Raw genomic sequence first — 24,892 nt, 5'->3', positions numbered from 1 at the left:
GCCGTGATTTCCCCCGGCAGCGGCTTGCGCCCCCGCCCCGGTGCGCGTTGCAAAGCCCGTTGCCTGCTCCGCAGGCGGCACCGTACTCAGCCCTTCAGAATCTTCGTCAGCGCATCGATCAGCTTCTGGTTCTCTTCCGGCAGCCCCACACTGATGCGCAGCCACTCGGGCAGCCCATAGTTGGCCACCGGCCGCACGATCACCCCGGCCCGCAGCAGCGCGTCGTTGACGGCCGCCGCATCGCCCACCTTCACCAGCACGAAGTTGCCCGACGAAGGCACGTACGTCAGCCCCAGCGCATCGAAGGCCGCCGACAGCTGCTTCAGCCCCTGCTGGTTCAGCGCATAGCTGCGCTGCTGGTAATCGGCATCGGCCAGCACGGCCTGTGCGGCCACCAGCGCCAGCGTGTTCACATTGAAGGGCTGGCGCACCCGACCCAGCAGGTCGGTGATGGCCGGCTGCGCCACCGCAAAGCCCACCCGCAGCCCGGCCAGACCAAAGGCCTTCGAGAAGGTACGTGACACGATCAGGTTCGGCAGGCGCTTCACCCAGGCCAGCGCATCGTAGCGCTGCTCCGGCCGCAGATATTCGGTATAGGCCTCGTCCAGCACCACCGCCACCTGCGGCGGCACCTGCTCCAGAAAACGCAGCAGCCGTTCCCCTTCGATGAAGGTACCGGTCGGGTTGTTCGGGTTGGCCAGGAACACCAGCCGCGTATCGGGCGTGATGGCTGCCAGCATGGCGTCCAGATCATGCCCCAGCCCGTCATCGGGCACTTCCACGCCCACCGCGCCGATGGCCTTTGCCACCAGCGGATACACCACGAAGGCGTAGCGCGAATACACGATGCGCTGCCCCGGCCCCACCAGCGCGCGGGCCGCCAGCTCCAGCACATCGTTCGACCCGTTGCCCAGCGTGATCCAGCCGGCATCGATGCCGTAATGCGCCGCCAGCGCCTGCTTCAGGTCATGCCCGTTGGCATCCGGATAGCGGGCATCGCCCACCGCCAGCACCTGCTGCACGGCCGCCACCGACTTCGGCGACATGCCCAGCGGGTTCTCGTTGGAAGCCAGCTTGACGATCCCGGCCGGATCCAGCCCCAGCTCGCGCGCCACCTCCCCGATGGGCCGCCCCGGTTTGTACGGCGCCAGCCCCTTCACGCCAGCCGACGCCCCGTCTGCGGGCGAAACGCCCTGTCCATGTGTCGTCATTCTGTCTTCCCTCCTGCAGCAGTATCCAACCCGGCCGGAACGCGCCGTTTCTCAACACCGCGTCCGGTTCACTCAACCCACCGTGGCCCGCTCCGACGGATACGACCCCAGCAGCCGGAAGAACGCCGACCGGTCCTTCAGCTCCATCAGCGCCTTCGCCACCGCCGGATCATCCTGATGCCCGGTCAGATCGATGTAGAAATAGTATTCCCAGCCGCCCTGCCTCGCCGGGCGCGACTCGAAGCGCTTCATCGTCACCCCGTGACGCGACAGCGGTTCGATCAGTTCGTACAGCGCCCCGGCACGGTCGGGCACCCCCAGAATCAGCGAAGTCTGGTCCATGCCGCTGCGCGCGACCTGCTGCATGCCGATCACCAGGAAGCGCGTCCGGTTCATCGGGTCGTCCTGGATGGCGTGTGCCACCGCCACCAGATCGTAGAGGGCCAGCGCCGTCTCGCTGCCGATGGCCGCCAGCGACCCGTCGGCCGCCGCCAGCCGGGCGCCCTCGCCATTGCTGGACACCGGCATCAGCTCCACATCCGGCAGGTTGCGCTGCAGCCAGTTGGTGCACTGCGCCAGCGCCTGCGGATGCGCCACCACCTTCTTCACATCGGCCGTCAGCCCCGAACGCGACATCAGCACGTGCCGCACCGGCACCGTGATCTCGCTGGCAATGCGCAGCGGCGTGTTCAGGAACAGGTCCTGGCTGCGCGTCACCGACCCCTCGGTGGAATTCTCGATGGGCACCACGCCGAAGTCCACCGTACCGGACTCGCTCACCCGGAACACATCGTCGATCGACGCACAGGGCACCCCCTCGACGGCATCGCCAAAGCGCTGGCGCATGGCGGCCTCGCTGAACGTGCCCCAGGGGCCCAGAAAGGCCACCCGCAACGGCCGCTCCAGCCCGCGGCAGGCCGACATCAGCTCGCGCCAGATGGCGCGCACGGCCCCTCCGGGCAGCGGCCCCGGATTGGCCTGCTGCAGCCGCTGGATGATCATCGCCTCCCGTTCGGGCCGGTACACCGGCGCATCATTGGCCCCCTGCTTCAGATGGCCGATTTCCTGGGCAAGCCTTGCCCGTTCGTTCACCAGTTGCAGCAGCTGCGCATCCAGCGCATCGATTCTCTGCCGTACCGCCTCGATCTGTTCATCGGCCATGTCTGCCTCTCTCCTGCATGCTTGCCCAAAAAATCACCGGCACGCCGTACCGGTCGCCCGGCCCGTACCCGACCGTGCATTCTGCCCGCTGCGCAGCATCAAAGGTATGCCACACCCGCCATCATGCGACGCGCGCCTGATGCAAATACGCCACATTCCGCTCACCACTGCACCCTTTCTGCCGCGATCCTTAACTGAACTGTAACAAGCGCGACATCACGTGCAGTTATTCATACCCTTTTTCGGCGGACGGGAAGAAAATGATTGGAACCCTTCCCGGACCGTCATGAAAAACACACTGCCTGTCACTGCCGTCTTCGCCGGTTTGCTGGCTTTCAGTCAGGCCGTTCTGGCCCACGATGGGGCCCCTACTGAAGCCATCCGGACCCACGAACTCACCGCAGCCACCCAGCCCGGCCTGACCGGGCATCGCCCGGCCCTCGACGACGGCAACATCCGCCTCGCACAGGTAACCAGCCCCACGGACGCTGCCTCCTCGCCCGCTGCCGTGGCAGCCGACGAAGGTGCCATGCCCTCGGTCGCCTATGGCCTCGTGGGCGTGCTGCTGATGATCTGCGTGCTGGTCAAGCGCCGCAACGAGCCGCCGGTCCTCTGACCCCCTGAATCACGCCTGCTGCCGCAGGCACCCGCATGGCCCGCCCCCGTGTCCACAGGGAGCGGGCCATGTGTTTTTGCCGGCCGGTCAGTCGTCGGCAGCCTCCCCACCGTCATCGGGCGAAGCGCCCCCGTCGGCATCTGCACCCGTGGCGTCATCCGCCGCGGCCGGCTCATCGCCTGCCACGGCCTCGCCCACTGCCGCGAGCATTTCGGGAGAATCGGAGCCCACCACGCGCTGCACGCGCGACAGCGTATCGTCGTCTTCCACGCCGATCAGCGTCACGCCCTGGGTGGCACGGCCCATCTCGCGGATTTCATCCACCCGCGTGCGCACCAGCACCCCGCCGGTGGTGATCAGCATGATCTCGTCACCCTTCTCCACCAGAATGGCGGCCACCATCTTGCCGTTGCGCTCGGACGCCTGGATGGCAATCATGCCCTTCGTGCCACGGCCATGACGCGTGTGCTCGATCAGCGGCGTGCGCTTGCCATAGCCATTCTCGGTGGCCGTCAGCACCGAGCGGTGCTCGCCGTCGGCCACATCGGCCACCAGCATCGCAATCACCTTCTGGCCGTCTTCCAGCGCCATGCCACGCACGCCACGGGCCGTGCGGCCCATCGCCCGCACGTCCGTCTCCAGGAAGCGCACCGCCTTGCCAGCGTCGGAGAACAGCATCACATCGTGACTGCCGTGCGTCACGGCCGCACCGATCAGGTAGTCGCCCTCGTCCAGATCCACCGCGATGATGCCTGCCTTGCGCGGGTTGGAGAAGTCGGACAGCGCCGTCTTCTTCACCGTCCCCAGGCTGGTGGCCATGAACACGAAGTGGTCGTCGTCGAAGGTCCTGACCGGCAGCACCACCGTGATCTTCTCGTTGTCGGCCAGCGGGAACATGTTGACGATCGGCCGGCCACGTGAAGCCCGCGACCCCTGCGGCACCTCCCACACCTTCAGCCAGTACACCCGGCCCCGGTCGGAGAAGCACAGAATGGTGTCGTGCGTGTTGGCAATGAACAGCTGGTCGACCCAGTCGTCGTCCTTCGTGCTGGCCGCCTGCTTGCCCCGGCCACCGCGGCGCTGCGCCCGGTACTCGGACAGCGGCTGCGACTTGATGTAGCCGGAATTGGACAGCGTCACCACCATGTCCTGCGGCGTGATCAGGTCTTCCACGTCGATCTCGCTGGCATTCAGCTCGATCTGCGAGCGGCGCGGATCCTTGTCAGGGCCGCCGAACTCGGTTTCCACCGCCACCAGCTCGTCGCGGATGATGGCCGTGATGCGCGCCGGCTTGGCCAGAATGTCCAGCAGGTCCAGAATGCGGTCCACCACCTCGCGGTACTCGCTGACGATCTTTTCCTGCTCCAACCCGGTCAGCCGCTGCAGGCGCATCTGCAGAATCTCGCCCGCCTGCACCTCCGACAGCTGGTACGACCCGTCGGGCTGCAGCCCCGCATTGGGCGGCATGATGCCGGCCGGCCGCAGCGCCGAGGCATCGCCGGCCGCGCGCTCGACCATCTCGGCCGCAATACCGGCCGCCCAGGTACGGGCCAGCAGCCGTTCCTTGGCCACCGGCGGCGTGGGCGAGGTCTTGATCAGCTCGATCATCTCGTCCACGTTCACCACGGCCACCGCCAGACCTTCCAGAATGTGACCCCGCTCGCGCGCCCGGTTCAGCTCGTACACGGTACGCCGCGTCACCACCTCGCGCCGGTGCGCCAGGAAGGCCTCCAGCACCTGCTTCAGGTTCAGCAGCCGCGGCTGGCCATCGACCAGCGCCACCATGTTGATGCCGAAACTGTCCTGCAGCTGCGTCAGCTTGAACAGGTTGTTCAGCACCACCTCGGCGTTCTCGCCGCGCTTGAGTTCGATCACCACCCGCATGCCCTGCTTGTCGGACTCGTCGCGGATGTCGGAAATGCCCTCGATCTTCTTCTCGTTGACCAGCTCGGCGATCTTCTGCTGCAGCACCGCCTTGTTGACCTGATAGGGGATCTCGTCGACGATGATCGCCTGGCGGTTGCCCGCCTTGTCCATGTCCTCGAAGTGCGTGCGGGCGCGCATCACCACCCGGCCACGGCCGGTACGATAGCCCTCGCGCACCCCGGCCACGCCATAGATCAGCGCTCCGGTGGGAAAGTCCGGCGCCGGGATCTTCTCGATCAGCTCATCGATCGACGCGTCCGGGTTCTCGAGCAGCAGCAGGCAGGCCGCCACCACTTCGTGCAGATTGTGCGGCGGAATGTTGGTGGCCATCGCCACCGCAATGCCGGTACTGCCGTTGATCAGCAGATTGGGAATCCGGGCCGGCAGCACCAGCGGCTCGGTGGTGGAGCCATCGTAGTTCGGCCCGTAGTCCACCGTGTCCTTGTCGATGTCGGCCACCATCTCGCCGGCAATCTTGCGCAGGCGGATCTCGGTGTAACGCATGGCCGCCGGCGGGTCGCCGTCCACCGAACCGAAGTTGCCCTGGCCATCGACCAGCGTATAGCGCAGCGAGAAATCCTGCGCCATTCGCACCACCGTGTCGTAGATCGCGGAGTCGCCGTGCGGGTGATACTTACCCATCACATCGCCCACCACGCGGGCCGACTTCAGATAGGGACGGTTCCAGACGTTGTTCAGCTCGTGCATGGCGTAGAGCACCCGGCGGTGCACGGGCTTCAAGCCGTCACGCACATCCGGCAGTGCCCGCCCCACGATCACGCTCATCGCGTAATCGAGGAAGGAGCGCTTCATCTCCTGCTCGAGACTGATCGGTACCGTCTCTTTGGCGAATTGATCCTGATCCTGATCCATGGAATCCCAGAACGTCGGCCGGTTCCATCCCCCCTGCCGGCACGTGCACCGCCGCAGACCTGCAACGCCTGCACCAGAGCGCACCACCCGCCAGGGGCGCACGACCCCGCGCCCACAAAAAACCCGGGCGACACGCCCCGGCCATCAATAGAGAATCCCTGATTTTAGACCATCCGGTCCCGCACTCCGCCGGGCACCCTGAAGCCCGCGCCACCATCGGCAAGAAACCCACACCACTCCCTGCCCAGGCCCCATCCAGCGGTTTCGCCCGGCATCACCCATTGCGCCCGCTCCCTGGCGGCCACGGAATCCGCCCGTCATCCCTCGCCCGGTTGTCCCATCCCTTCATCTTTCTCTCGTCATCTCTCTCCCGCCATTCCTCCCGTACCCCCTCTCGCGTTCCCCGCTCCCCTCCCCGTCAGGCGCTTCCGTTCACCTGCCCGGCAGAGCCACCAGCCCTTCAACACCCCCGGCGCGCCACAAAGCCAACACTCGGTGCCCGATATGTTGCGCTCAAGCGACAATTCCGGCCACCAGCGTCGCGGAACACGCCAAAGCCCATACGGTGCCACAGGCTGCTATGGCACAATGAGTCAAGCGTATTCCTCATTGCACCAGCTGCGGGTTTCATGCCGGCAGACGGGTTTACGCAAGCTCACTGCATTTTGCACAGGGTCACAATCCGGCCATGCCAGAGACCGTCCTTGTCAAGGTGCTGGTTTTTCAGCTGAGAGTCGTCTCACCGAGAGGAGAAACATGAAAAAATCGGTCAAGCTTGGCGCATTGGCTGCGACAGCGCTGCTCGCCGCCTGCGCTACAGGCAGCGGGGGGAAGGGCCCTGACATCACAGCCGATCAGAACGATACTGGCTACGTCACCTCGCGTGACGGTGGTGTGGTAACCAACAAGTTCAACACGTGCTACCACGACAGGGGCTTCAAGGCTTCGCAGGCCATCGTCGAATGTGATCCGGACCTGGTGCCGAAGGCGCCTCCGCCGCCTCCCCCGCCGCCGCCGCCTCCCCCGCCGCCTCCCCCGGCAGCACCTCAACCCACCAGTGAAAAAGTCTCCTTCGCAGCCGATACCTTCTTCGGCTTCGACAAGGCTGTCCTGAAGGATGAGGGCAAACAGAAACTGGATGACATCGTCGGCCAGCTCGACGGCGTTGCCCTGGAAGTGATCGTTGCCGTTGGCCACACCGACAGCGTCGGTAATGATGCCTACAACCAGCGTCTGTCGGTTCGCCGTGCAGAAGCGGTCAAGGCCTATCTGGTCAGCAAGGGCGTCGAAGCCAACCGGGTCTACACCGAAGGCAAGGGCGAAGCCCAGCCGATCGCCAGCAACAAGACCAAGGATGGCCGCGCGAAAAACCGTCGCGTGGAAATCGAAGTGGTCGGCAGCCGGCAGGTCATGCAGTAAGCCACATCCGCAGAGCCCGCTCCGGCGGGCTCCTGGTGGGAAAGAAGCCATCATGGGTAACACCGTGGTGGCTTTTTTGTTGCCTGCCCCATTCCTCCGGCCATACCACACACCGGCCATACCACACACCAGCTGCATCACACACCAGCTGCATCACACACCGGCTGCAACCAGTGCCGGTTGCACCACACGCCTGGCTGCACTGCCCCGACCACACCGCCTCCAGCCGTCGCGCGGCCGTACCATGCCTCCCCGGTCGGCAGCCCTCCCGCACACCGATGCAAGCCCCCAGCCCCCGGGAGGATGATCTGTACGCGGCACACACAGCCCACGCCAGCACCCGGCGTAAAATACCCACAACTGCTGCAGTCACCCGGCTGCGCCCCTCCGTTCAGGCCGGCCGCCATGGCCTGCGCCCCTGCCCCGCAACCACGGGCCAGGCGCGCACCCTGACGCCGCCCACACTCCATCACGACACCACTGCCATGACAGCCCTGTCCCCCGCCCCGGCCAGCCGCACCAACGTCGACCAGGCCGAACTGGACAAGTTCCAGGTTCTCGCCTCGCGCTGGTGGGACCCCAACAGCGAATTCAAGCCCCTGCACGACATCAACCCGCTGCGGCTGGGCTGGATCATCGAACAGGCCGGCGGCAGCCTCACGGGCCTGAACGTCGTGGACGTGGGCTGCGGCGGCGGCATCCTCACCGAGGCCCTGGCCAGCAGCGGCCCGGCCAGCACCCTGGGCGTGGACCTGGCCGACAAGTCCCTGCAGGTGGCGCGGCTGCACGCCCTCGAAAGCGGCGTTCCGGCCCAGTACGAAAAAATTGCCGTCGAAGACCTGGCGGCCCGTCAGCCTGACCACTTCGATGTCGTGGTGTGCATGGAAATGCTCGAACACGTCCCCGACCCGGCCTCCGTCATCCGCGCCTGCAGCCAGCTGGCCAGACCGGGCGGCACCGTGCTGCTGTCCACCCTCAACCGCAACCCCAAATCGTGGCTGTTTGCCATTGCCGGCGCCGAATACATCCTCAAGATGCTGCCCCGGGGCACCCACGACTTCAACAAGTTCATCCGCCCCGCCGAAATGGCCCGCATGGCCCGACAGGCCGGCCTGGAACTGCAGGCATTCATGGGGCTGGTGTACAACCCCATCACCCAGCAGTACAGCCTCACGCCCAGCGACGTGGCCGTCAACTACATGGCCTCGTTCCGCAAACCGGCCTGATTGCGCCCCAGCCTCCCGGCAATCCCCCCACAAGGGTCCGCCCTGCCCGGCGCCCCCGCATCGCATGTGACAGGCCCTGGCCCTGCACTGTCCGGCAGCGACCACGCTTCACGGTTGCCGCCAGCCGGCAGCCCCTGTGTCTTCCGTTTCCTCCTCCCTGCAGTACCTCATGCCACAGCTCAAAACCCTGCCCGCCGCCGTCTTCTTCGACCTCGACGGGACGCTTGCCGACACCGCCGACGACCTGGCCGCTCCCGTCAATGCCATGCGCGAGGCCCGCGGCCTCAAGCCGCTGCCGCTCGAAGAGTACCGCCCCTTTGCCTCTGCCGGCTCGCGGGGCCTGCTGCACATCGGCCTGGGCGCCACCACCGACGACCCCGACTACCCTGCCCTGCGCACCGAGTTCCTCACCCGCTACGAGAAAAGCATTGCCTCCCACACCCGGCTCTTTCCCGGCATGACCGACCTGCTGGCCTGGCTGGAGGCCCGGCAGATCCGCTGGGGTGTCATCTCGAACAAGCTCGAATATCTGGTCCACAGCCTGATGGACCGGCTGGACCTCAGCCATCGCGCCGTACTCGCCTTCGGAGGCGACTCGGCCCCCCGGCCCAAACCGGCCCCCGACCTCATGCAGCGCGCCCTGAAGGAAACCGGCCTGACGGGCAAGCAGTGCATCTACATCGGCGACGACCAGCGGGACATCCTGGCTGGCCGGGCCGTGGGCATGACCACCATTGCCGCCGCCTACGGCTACTGCAACCCCGCCGAAGCCGCCAACTGGGGGGCCGACCACCTCGTCAGCTCGGTGGCCGACTTCCATGCCCTGCTGCAGGGCCTGGCCTGAACCCCTACCTGGGCACCGCCCCCGAACAGCCAGCCATGACCAGCCCATACAGAGCTGTCACACCGGCCGGCCGCCAGCAGGAACCAGCCAGTCCCCGCCCGGGCCTGCGATGGCAGGCCCTGAACACACTCAGTAGCAGATACTGTTGTTGCTGCCCATCCGCAGCATGGCCGGCATGGTCACGCCGCGCACCCGGATGGGCTTGAGCTTCCTGCGCGTGCGGATGTCGTAACGGAAGATCTGCGGCGCCCATTCGTCCAGCGAATACAGCGCCGTCTTGCTGTCGCCCGTCACCCAGACGCTCATGATCTCCGGCCGGAAGCGGTCGATCCGCCGGTCGGACGGATCGTCGAACGACTGGAACATGATGCCCTTGTCGCCCGCCAGAATCCATGTGCTTTCCAGCCAGCCCGTGCGGATGAAGCGCGGCGAAAAGTCCACCGTGAAGCGCTGCGGCTTCTCGTCGCCCTTCTTCAGGTCGAACAGCGCCACATTGCCCTGCACATCCGCAAAGATCACGTGCTGCGTGTACGCATCGATGTAGGGCATGATCATCGGCTCGTTCGTCGTGCCCACCGTACGCATCGGCCCCGTACTCAGTATCCGGTCCTGCTGCGGAAAATAGACCAGCCCCTCCGAACCATCGTCGGTGGTGATGGCCAGCAGATCGTCTTCCGTACTGGCCACGCCGATGCCCAGCCCGGAACCACTGCCGATGTGCTTCGACAGGTCGATGGTGCGCCAGTCATCGTCCGACTTGCTGTCACCATCCTTGTGATAGATGAAGGGTCTGTCCTCGTCCAGCACCCAGAACGACTTCGAAAACGAGCTGAACAGCAGCGAATAATAGGTGTTGAGCAGCGCCTGCCGCTGGTCGGAATCGAAACGGCGCGGGAAGATGCGCACCGAAAAATCGCTGTAGTCGATCATCCCCACCTGGTCGCGCAGGGCCACGGCCACCAGTGTGCTCTGCGGCACGAAGAACATCTGGAACAGCGGCGAGGGCAGATCCACACGCTGGCGTTTGAGCGTGCGCAGATCCATGAAGTACATCCACTTCGACTCGGGCGAGCCCACCGCCATCATCGAAGAATCGCGCGACATCTCCATCACATGCGGACGAATGCCGAAATCCAGCGTTGTCACGTGAGCCCCGCTCACGATGTCAGTCACACTGATGAAATTGCTGAAGCGGTCCGCCGCAAACACATGGCGTGTCGGCGAATAAAGCCCCTCCGACGACTTCGACATGCGTGCCGACGCCCAGGGCGGCAGCTCGGCCCCCTTCTCCCGGGACTCCCCCATCACCTCTGCCATCATCATGGCCAGTGAAGCACCGGCACCCGCCTGAATGAACTGCCTTCGTTTCATGTGACCCCCTCAGAAAAACGATGGCCCCAGCACACCCGCACATCAGGGCATGCCGGGGCAATGGCCAGAACATGCTGGTCCGGATTCTACCCGGAGAAAGAACGGCCCCGTATCAGTCCGGCAAGCCGGCCGCCAGAACCGGAACATCACCGGAACAGGGCACGGCCGGACGTACCGGCATCACGAAACCGGGCGATCAGTGCTTCCCTTCGCCCTTGTGGCCGTCCTTGTGGTGGCCACCCTTGTGATGGCCATGCTTGCCATGATGTCCATGCCCGGACATGCCGGCATCCTTCATCACATCCTTCACCGACTTCACCACCGCATCACAGCTGGCCTGGCTACCGTCGTCGAAGAACACCGTCAGCGTGTGCTTGCTGCCAATGGCCGGCTTCTGCTTCACGTCGAACAGCATCACATGGTCACCACCCTTCTTGAAGACGCGCTCGCCATCGTTCAGGGTCAGATCCTTCAGCGGACCCATTTCCATCACGCCGTTGTTCATCACCATGTTGTGCAGCTCGACGCGCTGACTGATGTCCGGCACCTCGGCACCCTTCAGGTTGACCGGCGCGCCCGTGTGCACGAAGGTCACATAGGCCCCCGTCATGTCCTTGCCCGGTACCACTTCCTGAATCACGCAATTTTTCAGCGTGGTGTGCGAAGCAGCCTCGGCAGCGGCCGCAGAACCCGAAAACAGCACCGCCGGAGCAGCCAGCAGGGCAGCAACGGAAAACATCATGGTTTTTTTCATGGGAAAACTCCTCCAGGGGAAACAAACGGGAACAGCCCTGCATACACATCGGCCAGCCGCTCCCACCACAACCTCGGGTTGCGAACACAAAGCCTCTCGCAACTCCGCCAGCATACCGGAAAACGCGACACAACGTTAAATAGCCGGGCACGACGACCAGTCGTCTGCCCTTGTCAGGCTGCTTCGCCAGACGCGGCGGCCGGAGCCGGCTTGCCGTCACCAGAGGCATCCCCGTGTTTCATGTCACCCTCATGCTTCATCCCGTCCTGCATGCCACCGCCGTGTTTCATGCTGCCGTCGTGTTTCATGCCACCTTCATCCTTCATGTTGCCGTCATGCTTCATGCCGCCAGCAGCGTCACCTCCGGCCTTCGCCGGCTCGCCCAGCACCTCGTCCAGCGCCTGCGTCAGGGCCTCCGGCCCAAGCTGGTAGTCGTACACATCCACCAGCCGGCGGTCCGGCGAGATCAGGTAGATCAGTGCACTGTGGTAGACCGAATACGGCACGCCCTTCTCGGGCTTGTCGAGCTTCTTGCCATCCAGCCGGTAGCCATAGGTAGCACCCAGCTGGTCGGCCAGGGCGCGGATGTTCTGCGCGCTGCCCGCCAACCCCACGATCCGCTCGTCGAAGAAGTGGACATAGCTGTTCAGACGCTTGGCGTCGTCGTTCACCGGGTCGATCGTCACGAACACCGGCACGATCGCGTCCGGATTCTTCAGCGCCTTCATCACCTCGCCGTACTCGAACAGCGTGGTCGGACAGATGTCCGGACAGGACGAATACCCGACTGCCAGCAGCAGGTATTTGTCCCTGAAGCTGTCTTGCGTGACCTTGCCCTTCTCGTCTTCCAGATCGAACGTGATACGCCGGCCCATCACGGGCTGCTTCGGCGCAATCATCGTGCCCTGTGGCTCGGCATCCTTCGCCTGGGTTGCACCAGCCTCTGCGGCAGCCACTTGAAGCGGCCCCTGCCCGAACGCCATACCCGTACCCGCCGTCAGCATCATGCCCAGCCCGGCAGCCACCATCCATCGTTTCAACATGACAAAGCTCCTCCAGAAATCCACGCCCTGAAAAAACAGAAGGGCCGATGACAGCATACTGCCTTCGGCCCATTGATGGCTCATACCCTATCGAACATCCGGGCCAATCATGGCCATGCGGACGCTGGCGGCCGCCGGTCGACCGGCCTGCCGGCCGACCCGTGGGCCTCCATGCCCGGGGGGCCGAAATGCTTGCGGCCCCTCCGGCTCCCCTGTGCTCACAGACGTTTACTTCTTGTCTGCAGCCTTGGGCTCGGGGGAGTCATGCGGCGGCTCGACCTGTTCCATCAGGTCGTTGTGCCACTTGCCGTCCACCTTGATCTGGGCCAGCGCACCCAGGTCCACCGCCTCGATCAGGTTGTGGTTCAGGTACACATACACGCCGGGCTGCTTGAAGGTGTACATGGCAGCGCCCGTCGAACCGGCGGCGATGGCCCAGGTTTCCAGGTTCTGCGCCGGGGTGTCGGCCAGATTGCCGCGCTCCCAGACGTAGTCGCCGTGACCACCGATCAGGTGGGGATACGAGAAGCGGTTGGCCTGCGAGTGGTAGATCATCACCGTCTCGCCAACCTTGGCCGTCAGCGCGTTCTCGCCCGTGTAGGCACCCTTGCGCTCGCCGAACACGATGTGCGACGGGATCAGCTTGTCCATGACCTCGCGGTCGTCGGCCATCGACTCGGCCGGGCTGCTGTAGCGCTTGAACTCGCCTTTCTCATCCCGGGGCAGATAGAAGTCCTGCTCGCCGATGTAGTAGGCACGGTCGTAGTGCAGTTTCTTGCCGTTCTTGTCGTGCAGGCCCTCTTTCGGCAGCACCGTGATGGCACCGTTCATGCCGTGCACCACGTGCCAGGGAATCATCGGGCCGCCCGGGGCGCAGTGATACACGAAGGTGCCCGGCTTGGTGGCCTTCCAGCGCACCTTCACCTCCTGACCAGGCTGGACGTGGGTCAGCTCGCCAGCACCCAGCGCGCCCGTGGAGGCATGGAAGTCGATGTTGTGCACCAGCTCGTTCTTGGCCAGGTTCTTCAGCGTCAGCTCGACGTAGTCACCCTCGTGCACGATGATCATCGGGCCGGGGACGTGGCCGTTGAAGGTGAAGGCCCACATGAACACACCGGGCTCGACCTCGATTTCCTTCTCTTCGATGAACATCTCGACTTCGACGATCCGCGGGGACTTCGGCGGCGTCAGGGTGTGCTCGGGCACGAACGGGGGCGAAACCAGCTTTTGTTTCACACGCGGCAGCTTGGCAATGCTGGCCGGCGCCTTGACAACATCGTAACCAGGCAGGCCACCAGTCTCGGAAACGATCTGCCCTTCAGCCATGGCGGAGGTGCCAATGAAGCAAGCACTGATGGCGGAGCAGAGAAGTGCCTTGCGCATCGCAGAAGCAAACATGGGTGAAACCTCTCTAAGGAATGAAGCGGGTTGTAGTGAACACCGTGACCGGGGCCACCCCGGCCGAAACCATCTGCAGCCAATCTATCGGAATGAAAATCCGAAATATTTGACATCCATCAATTTCACATACCCCTATAGTGAAACATTGATTTGCATCAAATCCCGAGCGTCGTTGTCAGGAAAACCACGCTATTTTTCGCTGCCACGGCGCCCGTGGCGGCCATGCTGCAACCGCACAAAACAACAGGGAGGACCACAGAGGAGCCTCCGCGAACATTCATATATGAACAAACGAATCTGTGAAATTAATATGTGAATAACCGGATATGCGAGCAGCAGGGCGCATTTGTGGTTCCTGTAAAGACCTGGCCGACACGCACACGGATCTGTCGGTTATCTGCACCAACTGACATGCCATCAGAAAATCCATAATATGACCAGTGAGTCAGCAAAATCGGGCATCTCTGGCGCCATCACCGCCATCACCGCCATCACCGCCATCACCGTAGCCTGCGCCTGACACATCCTCCGCTCCCCATTACCATGTTCGTGTCCCAGACAACCGGGGCTTTGGCCGACCGGGGCTTTGGCCGGCCAGACCCGGAAGATCGCAGCGCCCAGTCATCCATGATCCGGGGGGCATATCACCCCTCTTTCCACAGCCGTGGGCTGGCGCAGATCCTTCTTTGCCAGCCCCTCGCCTGCGTGCACTACCACCCTCACCTGCCCATCCGTCGCCCGAAACCTGCCCCCCGTGCAACCCACAGCCCTTCCGCTGCCCCCCTCTTGACAGGGCAGGTACAATGGACGTTCTTGGGGCCGACCTGGTTTCGACGGGGGTAGTGAAGCGGCTCAGGGCGTGTCGAGGGTCCGTCACCTCGTTAATCCACCGGAAAACCAAATAAACGCCAACGACGAGCGTTTCGCACTGGCCGCTTGAGGCCTAGCCGCTGCACCGGGTTGTCGGTAGCCCGGGCCCCGCAAGGGGCAGCAGTGTCATTTTTACCGAATCGTCTCTGGCGGGGCCACCTCGTCAGAGCCTAAAACCCAGGTGGCTGGTTGCTGGTTGAGCCCGTGCGTCGGCGTAACGGCAACGAGATCCTAAAGGCGTCACTACACACGTAGAACTGGTTGCAGAAGACTTTCGGACGCGGGTTCGATTCCCGCCGGCTCCACCAGCATCCCAAGCCCGATCGCTTATCCCGGTCGGGCTTTTTTCTTGACTGATCGTCCATATTCTTACATTTTGTTGGAAAATTCCGCGGAACGCAGCTTCGTACACCGACGTGACCCTTCTGCCTTGGTGTACACCCAGCGCGCCCATCGCGCAACTTGGTGAGTCGCGTATCCCAGCTCGCGTGTATCGGAACCTTTATATCTATCGTGATCGGATCGTATCAGGACAAGGCAGGCCGAGGGCCCCAAAAGCACCAATAAGCTATCGCTTCCCTGTGTCGACTCACTCATTCGACCATTGCCTTCAACAACGCATCGCGGGCGTCGGAGTAAAACTGGATGTCGATCTTGGTCGCCATGTCGTCGGACAAGTCAACCAACTGGCGCCGACACGCCACCGGCATCAGCAGCGACGTCGCACCTTTCTCAACGGCGATCTCGGCAATCGTGACCGCGTTGTGGACCGGTTCGATCGAGCCCCCGAGGTTGATCTCGCCGACGATGATCAAGCCACCACGCACGCTTCGCTTCAACAGTGACGTGCATAGGGCGACCAAAGAGGCCACACCAAGCTTGGCACCTGACTTCGCCGCGTCAAACGCCCGAAGCTGTACGGTGAATTCATGCTGCCGAGGGTCTTTGTCACCCACCAATTGCATGGACCTGGCGTATAGGTTCTGCTCGGCGAAGCCGATGCTCTCGCGGAATGCGGGTGGAATTGGCTTGTTGAGTACCTTCACACCGGAGCCTGGGCCTTCATTGACCTCGATGCGGTAGAGGCCCGAGTTTTCTTCGCCGCCACCCGGGCTGATGGTCCACACCTGACCTGGCTCCAGCGGGTCGCCGCCAATGCTGTTGTCGCTTTGCAGCTCAGGCGTCGACACAAACTTCTCCACGCCGTCGGCGCCCATGATGTAGCTGAAGTGCGTGTTCCGAAACTCGGCAGCGCCCACACGCTTCTGCTGCTCTTTGACTCGGCGCCGAACCTCCATGGCGATGCGAACGGCCCATTCCATGTCTTCGTCCGGAACCGGGGTGTCAGAGCTCGGGTACAACAGCTTTAGCAGGCCGCTGACCGTCTTGTTGACCGCATTCGTGTCTCGGCCAGACAGGGCTCCGCCAAAGAAGACTCGGTTCTGCAACTCGCTCACCCGACTCTGGTTCCGAAGCTGGCTCCAGCATTCGGACAGGAAGTCGCTGACTAGGCCGAAATGATTGGTGACCAAGTCCTTATTGATTTTGGGTACGTCCCAACCCGGCAGAAACGCGTGGATGCGGTCCATGAAAGCGGTATCGTCGCGCATCTCTGGCGGCATGGGGCCAAACAAGTGCCCCACGCGCTGCTGATGTTCCACGTCGACGTCGAAGTTGCCGACCAGGACGATGCTGCCGTCCGCTCGAATGCTCTCCTTGCCCCGGCTGAACTCGCCGGACTCCATGTAACCCTTCATGATGTTCACGCCGTCCTTCTGATCGAAGGAAATGCCCGACACTTCATCGAAGCACACGACGTCGTACTGGCACACTAGGCCACGACGACCACGGGCCGTGTTCTCCACGAACATCTTGGCCACTGTGGCCTTGCCGCCCGAAATCAGGTGGGCGTAGGGCGAAACCTGCTGGAACAGATGGCTCTTGCCCGTACCACGTGGCCCAAGCTCCACCAGGTTGTAGTTGCGCTCTACAAAAGGCACCATCCGCAGAAGCAGCGCGTTCTTCTGTCGTTCGCTCAGCCCCGTTGGTTCAATTCCAATAGACCGCAGCAGAAACGACTTCCACTCCTCAGTCGTAAATTCGGCGCGTGCCTTGGACAGCGTCTCCAGAACGTCGCGCTTCGATAGCTGAATCTCCCGAAGCGAGGTAATCCCAAACGGCCGCCCTTTGGCTTCCTGCGCGATCGCCACATCGAACGTCACGCCCAGCTCGGCATAGAAGCCACCCGTCAGCATGCGTTCGTGTTGGTTGACGAGTTCGCTGCTAATGCGCACATCCGTCAGGCGCAAGCTCGGCAGGCTGGCCACGTACTCGCCCTTGTTGTCCACGCGCGCCGTCACGAGGTCGATGATTTTCACCTCACCTGTTTCAAGCGCCTTGGCCTTGAAAAGTTCTTCCTCGCCGGCACGCACCGTGCGGGACTTGAGCTGGCGTTGAACGATCTCCAGCCCTTCGTCGATCTCCTCCTGATCAGTACTGGCGCAATAGCGCCCAAGCATGAACTCGACCACATAGGTAGGTACCGGAAACTGCCGACTGAAGGTGCGGACCAGGTCTTTCCGGACCAGATACCCGTCTAGCACCGAGGCGGCCTTTTTATCTATCTGATCAAGTTCAATCATTCATCATTCTCCGCCGATCACGGTGCTTGCTTCGGCCACCAGCTCGCCCGATGGGCTGAGCAAAACCAGAAACGCCGCGTGGCCTTGCAGTTCTTCGTTTTCAACAACCACAGATGCGGTGCCGTTGTCCTTGAGCGGTTTCACGCTCACAACCACACTGGATGCCGGATCGCCAGCCTGGGTACGAATATCCAGGGACAAATTCGCATACTGGCCATCCACTGCCACCGTGCAGCGCAAGCCCTTCCAAGTAATGTCGATGAACTCGGCCACCTGTTTGCCCGGCATGCCCCCGGTTCTGGTCACCACCAGATCCAGAACCAGGCACTCTTGCAGGCTCAACCCACCGTGGTTGTAGTCCACCGATTTGCCATAGCAGCTCACACCGTCAGCCAAAGCAAACTGCTGGTTCGGGTTCCAGAACCAGGGGTACAAGCGCTCACTGGTTGAGGCTCCTGGCTTGATGGCAGCACAGCGGCCCCACTTGTTGTCGGTGAGGTCCTTGGACATCTGAATCGTGGGTAACTTACCCGGCATGAGTAGCCAGCCATGGTCGGTCACCACCCTGACGCTGTTCCAACCGGCAGCCAACAAGGCGCCAATGCGTTCTGCAATCTCGGCAAGAAGCGGGTCGATGTGCTTGGCAAGCTTCCAACCGCGCGCATGACCCTCGCTATCGATGTCGCCAAATTCGCACCACGCGTTACCCTGGCCATTGCCGTTCTCGGTACGGTCCAGCACTTTCCAGTGGTTGTCATTCAGTAGTTTTTTCAGATGGTAACCACCCTTGAGGGACTGGCCCGTTGCGGCGACGCAAGGTTCGAAGTCATCGCAGTCGTCGGCACCGCTGATCTTGGTCCGCACTGGCGAAGCAGCTGCCTTGCCGGTCGCGGTCACGCTGGGCAGCGCCGTCCAGCTCATGGCTTCCGCCACTTGGCAACCGCGTGTCTCCAGGACCGCTGAGAGACGGCGAGCCGCATCAAAACGCAGGCCATCCACAAACAGCACGCACTCGCCCTTGGAGGCGGCGAAGGCCTTGGCGCTGGCGATCGTTCCTCCGGGGTAGCTCGATCCATCAACCAACTTTTGCAGGTAGCGCGCAGACTCCTCCAGCCAGGGTAAATAGATCGCCCGAACAGCGGCCGTCACCGCGTCAACGTCGGCTGCCTTGTCGACGCACGCCAGCGCTGACAGCACCGCATCGTCGGCGCGCCAGCCCTGCGTGGCGTACATGGCCTGTAAGTCCGCAACCGAGCCGGCCGCCAACGCCGTCTTGCTTACTTCCGCAACCACTGTCAGGTGCTTGGCGGCCAGCGCCAGCGGCGACTCACCTAACTCAGCCCACACCAGCTCACGGCGCAGCGCATGGGCCTTCTCAAGTTCCAGCACCCGTTTCCTGGCTTCGTGCGCAGGCATATGGCTCAAGGCCAGCAAATCATGCTGCAGCGCCTTCTCCTGCTCGTCATTCCATTGCGGCCAGCCGCTAAGCTTTTCGGCAGGCGTGTCGAAGATGCCCAGGTCGGGCGGCTTGCACTGGCGGATTCGGCTCGGGATGTTGGGGTAGCGCTTCGGTGCTTCGCTGTACCGCTCCCACACTGAATGCCAGGGCCCCTCGCGCGTCGCCAATTTGCTGGCACCGGCCAGTACGCCATCAGCCTGGGGGTTGAACGCCAGCTGTGACTTGCAAACCTCCACAAAGGCCTTCCACTCGTTGGCGCCGCGCGTGGCCTGGAACGCGTCGCCCAGATCCAGCCACCGCAGCAGGTCGCGCACCGGGTCGCCGCCGGTCAGCAGGGTGTTGAAGTAGTCCTTGTCCAACCGCTTGCCCTTCAGCAGTTCAAGCTCTTCATCCAGCAGCCGGTACAGCGCCAGTTGCATGGCGTTCTTGGCGTCGTTGTCCTGGGCCACATCCAAACCCATGCCGCCTTGGTCGGACTTCAGGAAGGCCATGATGGTCCAGTCCTTGGCGTTCGCCTGCGACCAGATCACGCCCCGGTACTGCAGCTCGGCCAAGGGCTTCAAGAGCTCCGGGCAGTCTTCGATGGCCCGCAGGTCCTGGCGGCTTACGCCGGGCAGGTAGAACACCGGCACGCGGTCGGCTGGCAAAGTGACATCGGGCGCCTTGCCCGCAATCACGCAGCGCAGCCAGATGGCCGGTCCCGTACGGCTCTCGGGCGCATACTCGCCCAGCACCAAGAGTTCCGCCAACTCGCTTTGCAGACGCGGGATCACCGCCTCCCACTGGCGGTCCTTGTCGGGCCACAGGATGCACGAGGGCGCGACTTGAACCTCGGGGTTGAAGATCGCCGAGTCGCGCAGGGTCTTGACAAGATGTTCGATCACGCGCATAGCTGGCCCTCCGTCATGGCGAAGAGCCCCATCACCTGATCCACCTGCGTCGTGGTCCGCGCTTCGATCTGCTCGACGCTCCATGCCTCGGCCGTCGCCAATTCGGCGTTCAGCTTGAGTCTGTTCTTGTAGCCGACCTCACGGCCCTTGCTGTCGGTGCGGTCGCGCTTGTCCTTGAAGCTCTTGTTACCCAGCGCGCTGTTGAAGCCGGAGACCGTCAGGTTGCCCAGCTTGTGGACATGCGTTTCCTGAATGGCTTTGGCTTTCTTCTCGTCTCCGTCTGAGATCATCGTCACCCAAGACGCGGGAATGTTGTCGCCCTGCAGGAAGATGTGCTCGATGGTCCACACGAAGAGCTTGCCCTCGTACTTCCACAGATCAACCCAGGTCTCCTTGGTCATGCTCTGCTCGGCCAAGGCGCACAGCACAAACCGGGTGACCCCGGCGTTCTCCTCGTAGATGGCGCCTTCCAGCTTGCTGCGGAAAGTCTCGTCGCTGGCCGACACCGCCAGCAGCTCGTCGCGAATCGTCGTCACCACGGCGTCACCCGAAAGCTCTGCCACCTTGTCGATGGTGGCCATGAACAGGCGCGTCAGGTCACGGGTGGGCGGCGTATCGGTGAGGTTGCGTCGAACGAAGAAGCAGACCAGCAGCCGCGCGATGTCTTCCAGCTGCGCCACGTCGATGCCCAGCGCCTCACGACGCACCAGCAGGTACAGCATCAATAGGTAAGACGGGGCACCCTGAATGCGGTCCAGGTCCCTCAGCGGCTTGTCCAGCGGAGTCCAGGCCTCGTCCGTATTCCGGGCCAGCATCAGCGCATACAGCTGACCAGCGGAACGGATGGCCTGCAGGTGGTGCTTGGCGTCCTGGTTGATCAGCTTTTCGTAGATCTGGATCAGGTTGGACCTTGTGGCCACCGGGCCCAGCGGGTCCTTCTTCTTGTCCTCGTCCTTGCGGAACGGCACGTTCAGTGGTTCCTTGAATGCGTTGTAATAGTGCCGGAAGAAGCGCTCCTGGACGCTGGAGTCGTCGCCTAGATAGCCCAGTAGCTTGTTCCACACGTCGAAGTAGTGGTCCACCTTGCCAGGCTCGGTGGTTTCTAGCCGGGCCAGCAGCTTGTTCTTTATTAGATCGATCGCAGTGAGCGGCATGCCCCGGTTGTTGAGCGACTCGAACAACGTGTAGGCATCCGCGTGACTGGCCACCTCGATCTTCACCAGGCAGGCCTGGCTCACCTTGTCGAGAAAGGCCATGATCGACGCCAGGCGATCGTTCTCGCCGTCCACCATCTCTTCGATGCGCGCCTGGAAGTAGCGGAACGCACGGAAGATCTTGCGGTTGCCCGCGTAGGCTGGCGTATCGAATGGGCTGATCACGCCCACGTCGGACAGGACGGCACGGTAGTCATTCTGGTTGTTGTTCTGAATCTGCGGAATGACGCGCAATTGGTCGTCGCCCTTTTTCAGCACCAGCTTGCGCTTGAGGTTGATCAGCTCCACGCGCTGATCGTCATCCAGGTCTTTCTCGTGCAGCTTCAGCGACTGGTACAGCGCCGCGAAGAGTAGCGACAGCGTCGTCAGCCGCTGTTGCCCGTCCACCACCTCCAGCCGCTGCACCGCCAGGGTGTCAGTGGTCTGGTTGATGCAGATGATCGAACCCAGAAAGTACCCAGGGTCGTTCTCTTCGACGTCATCGAATAGGGATTCCCACTGTGCCTTGCTCCAGGTGTACTCACGCTGGTAACACGGGATTGCATAGACGACACCTGCCTCGATGTCGAAGAGCTGCGAGACCGGGTAGTTGTTGACCGACTTGATCATTTGGCCTTCTCCCGCGCCTTGCGCTTATCGGCCAAGCTCAAGTGGTGGTCATTGATCCGGTCGCCCACCTTGCCGCCGTACTGCAGGCCCAGCTCATACCAAGGCGCCGAGGGCACATCGCTACCGCGATCCTTCTCCCAATGCAGACTCTTTGGCTTGTCTCTCAGAACACCGGCACCTTTTTTTCCGACATCAGGAACAGAGAGGAAGGGGCGGATGTTGAGGCGCACACCATCGTTGAGATCGGGGTTCCAGCCAGTGGGCTGCTGCTCGATGGGCTTCCAGCGCACAAAGATGTCGTAGGGGGCCTCGCCCACCAAAATCAGCTCAAGGCGCTTCTTCAAGGTCTCAGCAGCGGCGAGCTTTTCCTGCGCGCCATCTACGCCGTTGTCGGCATCGCGCTTTTGGCGGCTGATCCAATCCCCCAGATAGGTGTAAATCAGGGCTTCCAGCGCCTTGTAGTCGAGCTTGTGATAGTTGACCAAGGCGGCAAAGCCATCGGACAAGCCGTCCCAGATGTGCCACACAAACGGGCGATTGCCGAACAACGCACAGTGCTGGGTGAAGAACTTGTCGCGCAGCCAGGTTTCCAGCGATTTGCCGGCGTGATCGGCGGCCGTTAGTAGTTGTGCAAGGACGTCGTTGCTCCAATCTGCACCGTAGGCGTCCGCCAGCAGATTCAGCAGACGGTCGCTGGCTGATGCTTCGCGGCCTACTGGCGGAATGCAGACGATGCCGTCTTTGTCGGCATGCGGGGCCAGAACCTTACTGCGCGCGACCCATCGACGCGCCTCATCAGAGAACTCCATATCGTCATCAGATTCGGCTGGCCAGGTGTAGCCGACTAGGCGAGCAACAGCGACTTGTAGAGAATCAGTAGCGGGCTGTGGGTGGCCATGAAAAATCCACTGAGTTGGGTCGTCTGAATAAGGTTTCGGCAACCCCATTGGATATTTCTCTGCTGCTTCTCTAGACCAGAAATCTAAATCAAACGGCACTTTTACAAAGGTTGCATTGGTGACATTTCTCTTCTGGTCGATTTTTTCTAATTCTTCAAAAAAATCCGTAGACTGGCAGAAAAGAAAGATCGCCGGTAAATGAGACGTATCCTTTGGAATAATTGCGGCACTACTTTGGTCATACAGATCCCCTGAATAAATTGCGCTTGGGCACGGTTTAGTCAGCCGTACCAAAACCCCCTCTTTGTTCCATGCATCAGAGCCCTGTATCCTTGCTTGATGTGACTCATGCAAACTGCCTTCGCCATTTTCCCATCGCAGTAGTCCATGGCGCCCTTGATACAAGCACACATCTTCACATGGCATTTGGAAAAATGCCCAAGACGAACTAATCCTGCATCCATCATTCATTTCCCAGAAGGAAAATAGATACCTTGGCGTGTCTCCGTTTTGAAGTCCAACAAACGATTCGGCGTAATTCAGTAATAATTTGTGCTCTGCCAATTTGTCGAGAACAACCCTGTGGTCAGGGTGGCTCATTTGCTTACGTTGTGAGTGAAGCCTCAATGCTTGATTCTTCAATTCGACGGCTTTCAACGACGCATTTGACTCCAGAGACGTATCAAGACTCGAAAAATTAGAGTCTGCTGGTGGCGTTGATCTGGCAAGCGTCAGAAGTATTGCCTTGACTACCTCACCGGAAATTGTTTCGAATGCTCCAGGACCTAATCGCGCAAGAAGGTTCCAGGTATGTTTTTGGAGTAAGTTTGCGCGTTGCCTCTTGTAGCTCGTAAGGAAAAGCCAATTTTGAGGCATCACCACTTGGACAGAACAAGACGGCTTGGTTAACTCTATACAGCGTTCGAGGAATACATTGGCTAAGTCACCCTTTACGTCTGGATATGATCTTGTGCAGAAATCGCGCAATTCTTTACACAATTCATTCAAGTTTTTGTATGGAACATTTGTGATTACCAAGTGGTAGCGCACATCAAGTAGCCTTGCAGCCTCCAACAGTCCCTGTGCGCTCAATGCCAATTCCCAGCGATCATCGTCTTCGTTGAGCATGCTTGCGTGGCGTTCAGTTGCCAATGCTTTACGCAGTAAAGCAGTCAGCGTTTCATAACTGGAGGTCGCCAAGTCATTCTTAAGGCTACGCGAAGGATCAAGCAGGCTACCCAACAAGGGCGCTTGGGCAAAGCTGGCATGCAAGTGACGCAACTCCTGCCGCACGTACTCGGCGTTGGAGGCTTCGTCGGGCACCAGCGCCTCCCAGTCCTGCGCCTTGGCCGCCACTTTTAGCCCACAGCAGGCGATGTTGGGCGCGGGGATCTCCCGTACACCGAGCGGCTTGTCCGATGCGTCCGGGTAGCGCCAGGCTTCCAGCGCCACAGCGAACACGGCGATTTCCACGCAGCGCTGGTCCAGCTCTAGCCCATGGATGTTCTCGGCCAAGACTCGGTTAATCGCCTCTTTGGCACTCAGGCCCTCCGCTGTCATGCGCATCGGCACCAGCATCAGGAAGGCGGCCACCAGGAAGTGCCCCGAACCGCAGCACGGGTCGAGCAGCTTGAAGTCGGCCAGGGAGTTGGGCCAGCCCTCGAACTTGCCAGCAGCGGGCGTACCGTCTTCCAGGGTGCGGAAGTAGTCGAGATTGACCGGGCACGGTTTGCCCGGATGCCGCGTGGCCCACCATGCGCCGAGCGAGTTGTGCAGCAAGAAAGCCACCATGTATGGCTCGGTGAAGAGCTGGGTGACGGCGGGCAACTCGTCTGCGCCAATTTTCACCTCGGACTTGTTGATACGCTCCTTGTTGTCGGCTTGCCAGAACTGATACACCCAGCCCAGGCTGTCGCTGGCTTTGAACACGGCATCGTGCAGGTCCTTCAGCAGGCGTTCCAGCTCGCTCTGATGTTCGGGTGCAAAGGTCAGCTCAAACACCGGCGAGCCGGGTTTGAACACCTGCGGCAGCATGCGGGCGGCCAGCTTGCCGGCCAGCTCCCAGCCGCTCTTGGCGCCCTCGTCGGGCGCCAGTTCATCGCACTCTTCGATGGTGACGGCCACGCCGTCGTACATCAGCAGGTTGTTGTCGGCCAGGAAGCGGGCGAACAGCATGCGGTGCCAGTGCTGGTAGGCCACTTCTTGCACTAGGTGCTGCACCTCTTGCTTGCCGTAAGTCGGGTTGGTGCTCTTCGAGTCACGGGCGTCACCCAGCTGCTTACCATGAGTGCGCAGGCGGTTGCGCAGCGCCTTCTCGGCATCGCTCAGAAATGCTTCCGGCTTGTCGTGGCCAACGCCCAGTTGGTCTACCGCCGCGTGCGCAGCAGCTTCAGCAACCGTGCGAGCTGCTTTAACCGTTTTCTCCAGCGCGCTGCGCAGGTCTTTATCCAGTGCTTGCATCATG

General features: G+C 62.1%; 15 protein-coding genes and 1 other RNA gene. 5 read left to right on the top strand and 11 right to left on the bottom strand.

The genetic code is table 11. The features are described 5' to 3' along the window. Window positions 1-86 precede the first annotated feature (86 nt). The gene (gene hisC / locus EHV23_RS01930; RefSeq protein ID WP_125094472.1) at window positions 87-1,211 is read right to left on the bottom strand and encodes a histidinol-phosphate transaminase; all 1,125 of its coding nucleotides are present in this window, start codon (window positions 1,209-1,211) and stop codon (window positions 87-89) included. 72 nt (window positions 1,212-1,283) lie between these two features. Further along, window positions 1,284-2,372, bottom strand: a complete 1,089-nt coding sequence (gene pheA, locus EHV23_RS01925; RefSeq protein ID WP_125094471.1) for a prephenate dehydratase — start codon at window positions 2,370-2,372, stop codon at window positions 1,284-1,286. A 286-nt stretch (window positions 2,373-2,658) separates the two neighbouring features. Between pheA and EHV23_RS01920 the strand changes: the two genes are divergently transcribed. After that, on the top strand, window positions 2,659-2,988 hold the full coding sequence (locus EHV23_RS01920) for a hypothetical protein (RefSeq protein WP_125094470.1): 330 nt from the start codon (window positions 2,659-2,661) through the stop codon (window positions 2,986-2,988). 87 nt (window positions 2,989-3,075) lie between these two features. Here EHV23_RS01920 and gyrA read toward each other — a convergent pair whose 3' ends face one another. Beyond that, entirely contained in the window at window positions 3,076-5,787 is a 2,712-nt protein-coding gene (gyrA, locus tag EHV23_RS01915) for a DNA gyrase subunit A (protein WP_125094469.1), read from the bottom strand. Window positions 5,788-6,543: 756 nt separating this feature from the next. On the opposite strand from gyrA, the gene ompA reads away from it, so the two are divergent. The 3 genes from ompA to EHV23_RS01900 all read left to right on the top strand — a co-directional run bounded on the left by ompA (window position 6,544) and on the right by EHV23_RS01900 (window position 9,276). Continuing rightward, a complete protein-coding gene (ompA, locus tag EHV23_RS01910; RefSeq protein WP_125094468.1) occupies window positions 6,544-7,206 on the top strand; it encodes an outer membrane protein OmpA in 663 nt (220 codons plus the stop codon). 485 nt (window positions 7,207-7,691) lie between these two features. Continuing rightward, window positions 7,692-8,432 (top strand): bifunctional 2-polyprenyl-6-hydroxyphenol methylase/3-demethylubiquinol 3-O-methyltransferase UbiG, encoded by a 741-nt coding sequence (gene ubiG, locus EHV23_RS01905; protein WP_125094467.1) that lies wholly within the window; start codon window positions 7,692-7,694, stop codon window positions 8,430-8,432. Window positions 8,433-8,601: 169 nt separating this feature from the next. Continuing rightward, complete coding sequence (locus tag EHV23_RS01900; protein ID WP_125094466.1) at window positions 8,602-9,276, top strand: HAD family hydrolase; 675 nt, start codon at window positions 8,602-8,604, stop codon at window positions 9,274-9,276. A gap of 129 nt (window positions 9,277-9,405) precedes the next feature. On the opposite strand, the gene EHV23_RS01895 is transcribed toward EHV23_RS01900, so the two are convergent. From EHV23_RS01895 to nirK, 4 genes are all read right to left on the bottom strand, one after another. Then, a complete protein-coding gene (locus tag EHV23_RS01895) occupies window positions 9,406-10,647 on the bottom strand; it encodes a YncE family protein (RefSeq protein ID WP_238990239.1) in 1,242 nt (413 codons plus the stop codon). Between the two features lie 196 nt (window positions 10,648-10,843). Further along, a complete protein-coding gene (locus EHV23_RS01890) occupies window positions 10,844-11,401 on the bottom strand; it encodes a copper chaperone PCu(A)C (RefSeq protein WP_158615790.1) in 558 nt (185 codons plus the stop codon). 173 nt (window positions 11,402-11,574) lie between these two features. Further along, window positions 11,575-12,444: an SCO family protein gene (locus EHV23_RS01885; RefSeq protein ID WP_238990238.1), complete on the bottom strand. Its 870-nt coding sequence runs from the start codon at window positions 12,442-12,444 to the stop codon at window positions 11,575-11,577. Between the two features lie 228 nt (window positions 12,445-12,672). Further along, window positions 12,673-13,842, bottom strand: coding sequence for a copper-containing nitrite reductase (gene nirK / locus EHV23_RS01880; protein ID WP_125094464.1), 1,170 nt, complete (start codon window positions 13,840-13,842; stop codon window positions 12,673-12,675). Between the two features lie 818 nt (window positions 13,843-14,660). Between nirK and ssrA the strand changes: the two genes are divergently transcribed. Beyond that, window positions 14,661-15,023, top strand: a transfer-messenger RNA (tmRNA) gene (ssrA, locus tag EHV23_RS01875). Between the two features lie 285 nt (window positions 15,024-15,308). Here ssrA and brxL read toward each other — a convergent pair. The 4 genes from brxL to EHV23_RS01855 are packed head-to-tail and all read right to left on the bottom strand — an operon-like array spanning window position 15,309 to window position 24,891. Then, window positions 15,309-17,357: a BREX system Lon protease-like protein BrxL gene (gene brxL, locus EHV23_RS01870; protein WP_125094463.1), complete on the bottom strand. Its 2,049-nt coding sequence runs from the start codon at window positions 17,355-17,357 to the stop codon at window positions 15,309-15,311. Between the two features lie 3 nt (window positions 17,358-17,360). Next, window positions 17,361-19,706 carry a BREX-1 system phosphatase PglZ type B gene (gene pglZ / locus EHV23_RS01865; protein ID WP_125094462.1) on the bottom strand — a complete coding sequence of 782 codons (2,346 nt, stop codon included), beginning with the start codon at window positions 19,704-19,706 and terminating at the stop codon, window positions 17,361-17,363. Continuing rightward, window positions 19,697-21,529, bottom strand: a complete 1,833-nt coding sequence (locus EHV23_RS01860) for a DUF262 domain-containing protein (protein WP_125094461.1) — start codon at window positions 21,527-21,529, stop codon at window positions 19,697-19,699. The genes pglZ and EHV23_RS01860 overlap by 10 nt, the downstream gene beginning before the upstream one ends. After that, window positions 21,526-24,891: an Eco57I restriction-modification methylase domain-containing protein gene (locus tag EHV23_RS01855; RefSeq protein WP_125094460.1), complete on the bottom strand. Its 3,366-nt coding sequence runs from the start codon at window positions 24,889-24,891 to the stop codon at window positions 21,526-21,528. Before EHV23_RS01855 ends, EHV23_RS01860 begins: the two co-directional genes overlap by 4 nt. Window position 24,892: the final 1 nt, after the last annotated feature.

The organism is Lautropia dentalis, assembly GCF_003892345.1.
GTDB classification, from domain to species: domain Bacteria; phylum Pseudomonadota; class Gammaproteobacteria; order Burkholderiales; family Burkholderiaceae_E; genus Lautropia; species Lautropia dentalis.
Note: the sequence above shows the minus strand (reverse complement) of the source record. Positions and strands in the feature narration are given on the sequence as shown.

Coding starts and splice junctions, on each gene's coding strand:
- EHV23_RS01900 (WP_125094466.1), top strand. CDS start 8,602: ATGCCACAGCTCAAAACCCTGCCCGCCGCCGTCTTCTTCGACCTCGAC.
- ompA (WP_125094468.1), top strand. CDS start 6,544: ATGAAAAAATCGGTCAAGCTTGGCGCATTGGCTGCGACAGCGCTGCTC.
- EHV23_RS01855 (WP_125094460.1), bottom strand. CDS start 24,891: ATGATGCAAGCACTGGATAAAGACCTGCGCAGCGCGCTGGAGAAAACG.
- pglZ (WP_125094462.1), bottom strand. CDS start 19,706: ATGCGCGTGATCGAACATCTTGTCAAGACCCTGCGCGACTCGGCGATC.
- hisC (WP_125094472.1), bottom strand. CDS start 1,211: ATGACGACACATGGACAGGGCGTTTCGCCCGCAGACGGGGCGTCGGCT.
- EHV23_RS01890 (WP_158615790.1), bottom strand. CDS start 11,401: ATGAAAAAAACCATGATGTTTTCCGTTGCTGCCCTGCTGGCTGCTCCG.
- nirK (WP_125094464.1), bottom strand. CDS start 13,842: ATGTTTGCTTCTGCGATGCGCAAGGCACTTCTCTGCTCCGCCATCAGT.
- EHV23_RS01895 (WP_238990239.1), bottom strand. CDS start 10,647: ATGAAACGAAGGCAGTTCATTCAGGCGGGTGCCGGTGCTTCACTGGCC.
- ubiG (WP_125094467.1), top strand. CDS start 7,692: ATGACAGCCCTGTCCCCCGCCCCGGCCAGCCGCACCAACGTCGACCAG.
- gyrA (WP_125094469.1), bottom strand. CDS start 5,787: ATGGATCAGGATCAGGATCAATTCGCCAAAGAGACGGTACCGATCAGT.
- EHV23_RS01860 (WP_125094461.1), bottom strand. CDS start 21,529: ATGATCAAGTCGGTCAACAACTACCCGGTCTCGCAGCTCTTCGACATC.
- EHV23_RS01885 (WP_238990238.1), bottom strand. CDS start 12,444: ATGTTGAAACGATGGATGGTGGCTGCCGGGCTGGGCATGATGCTGACG.
- EHV23_RS01920 (WP_125094470.1), top strand. CDS start 2,659: ATGAAAAACACACTGCCTGTCACTGCCGTCTTCGCCGGTTTGCTGGCT.
- brxL (WP_125094463.1), bottom strand. CDS start 17,357: ATGATTGAACTTGATCAGATAGATAAAAAGGCCGCCTCGGTGCTAGAC.
- pheA (WP_125094471.1), bottom strand. CDS start 2,372: ATGGCCGATGAACAGATCGAGGCGGTACGGCAGAGAATCGATGCGCTG.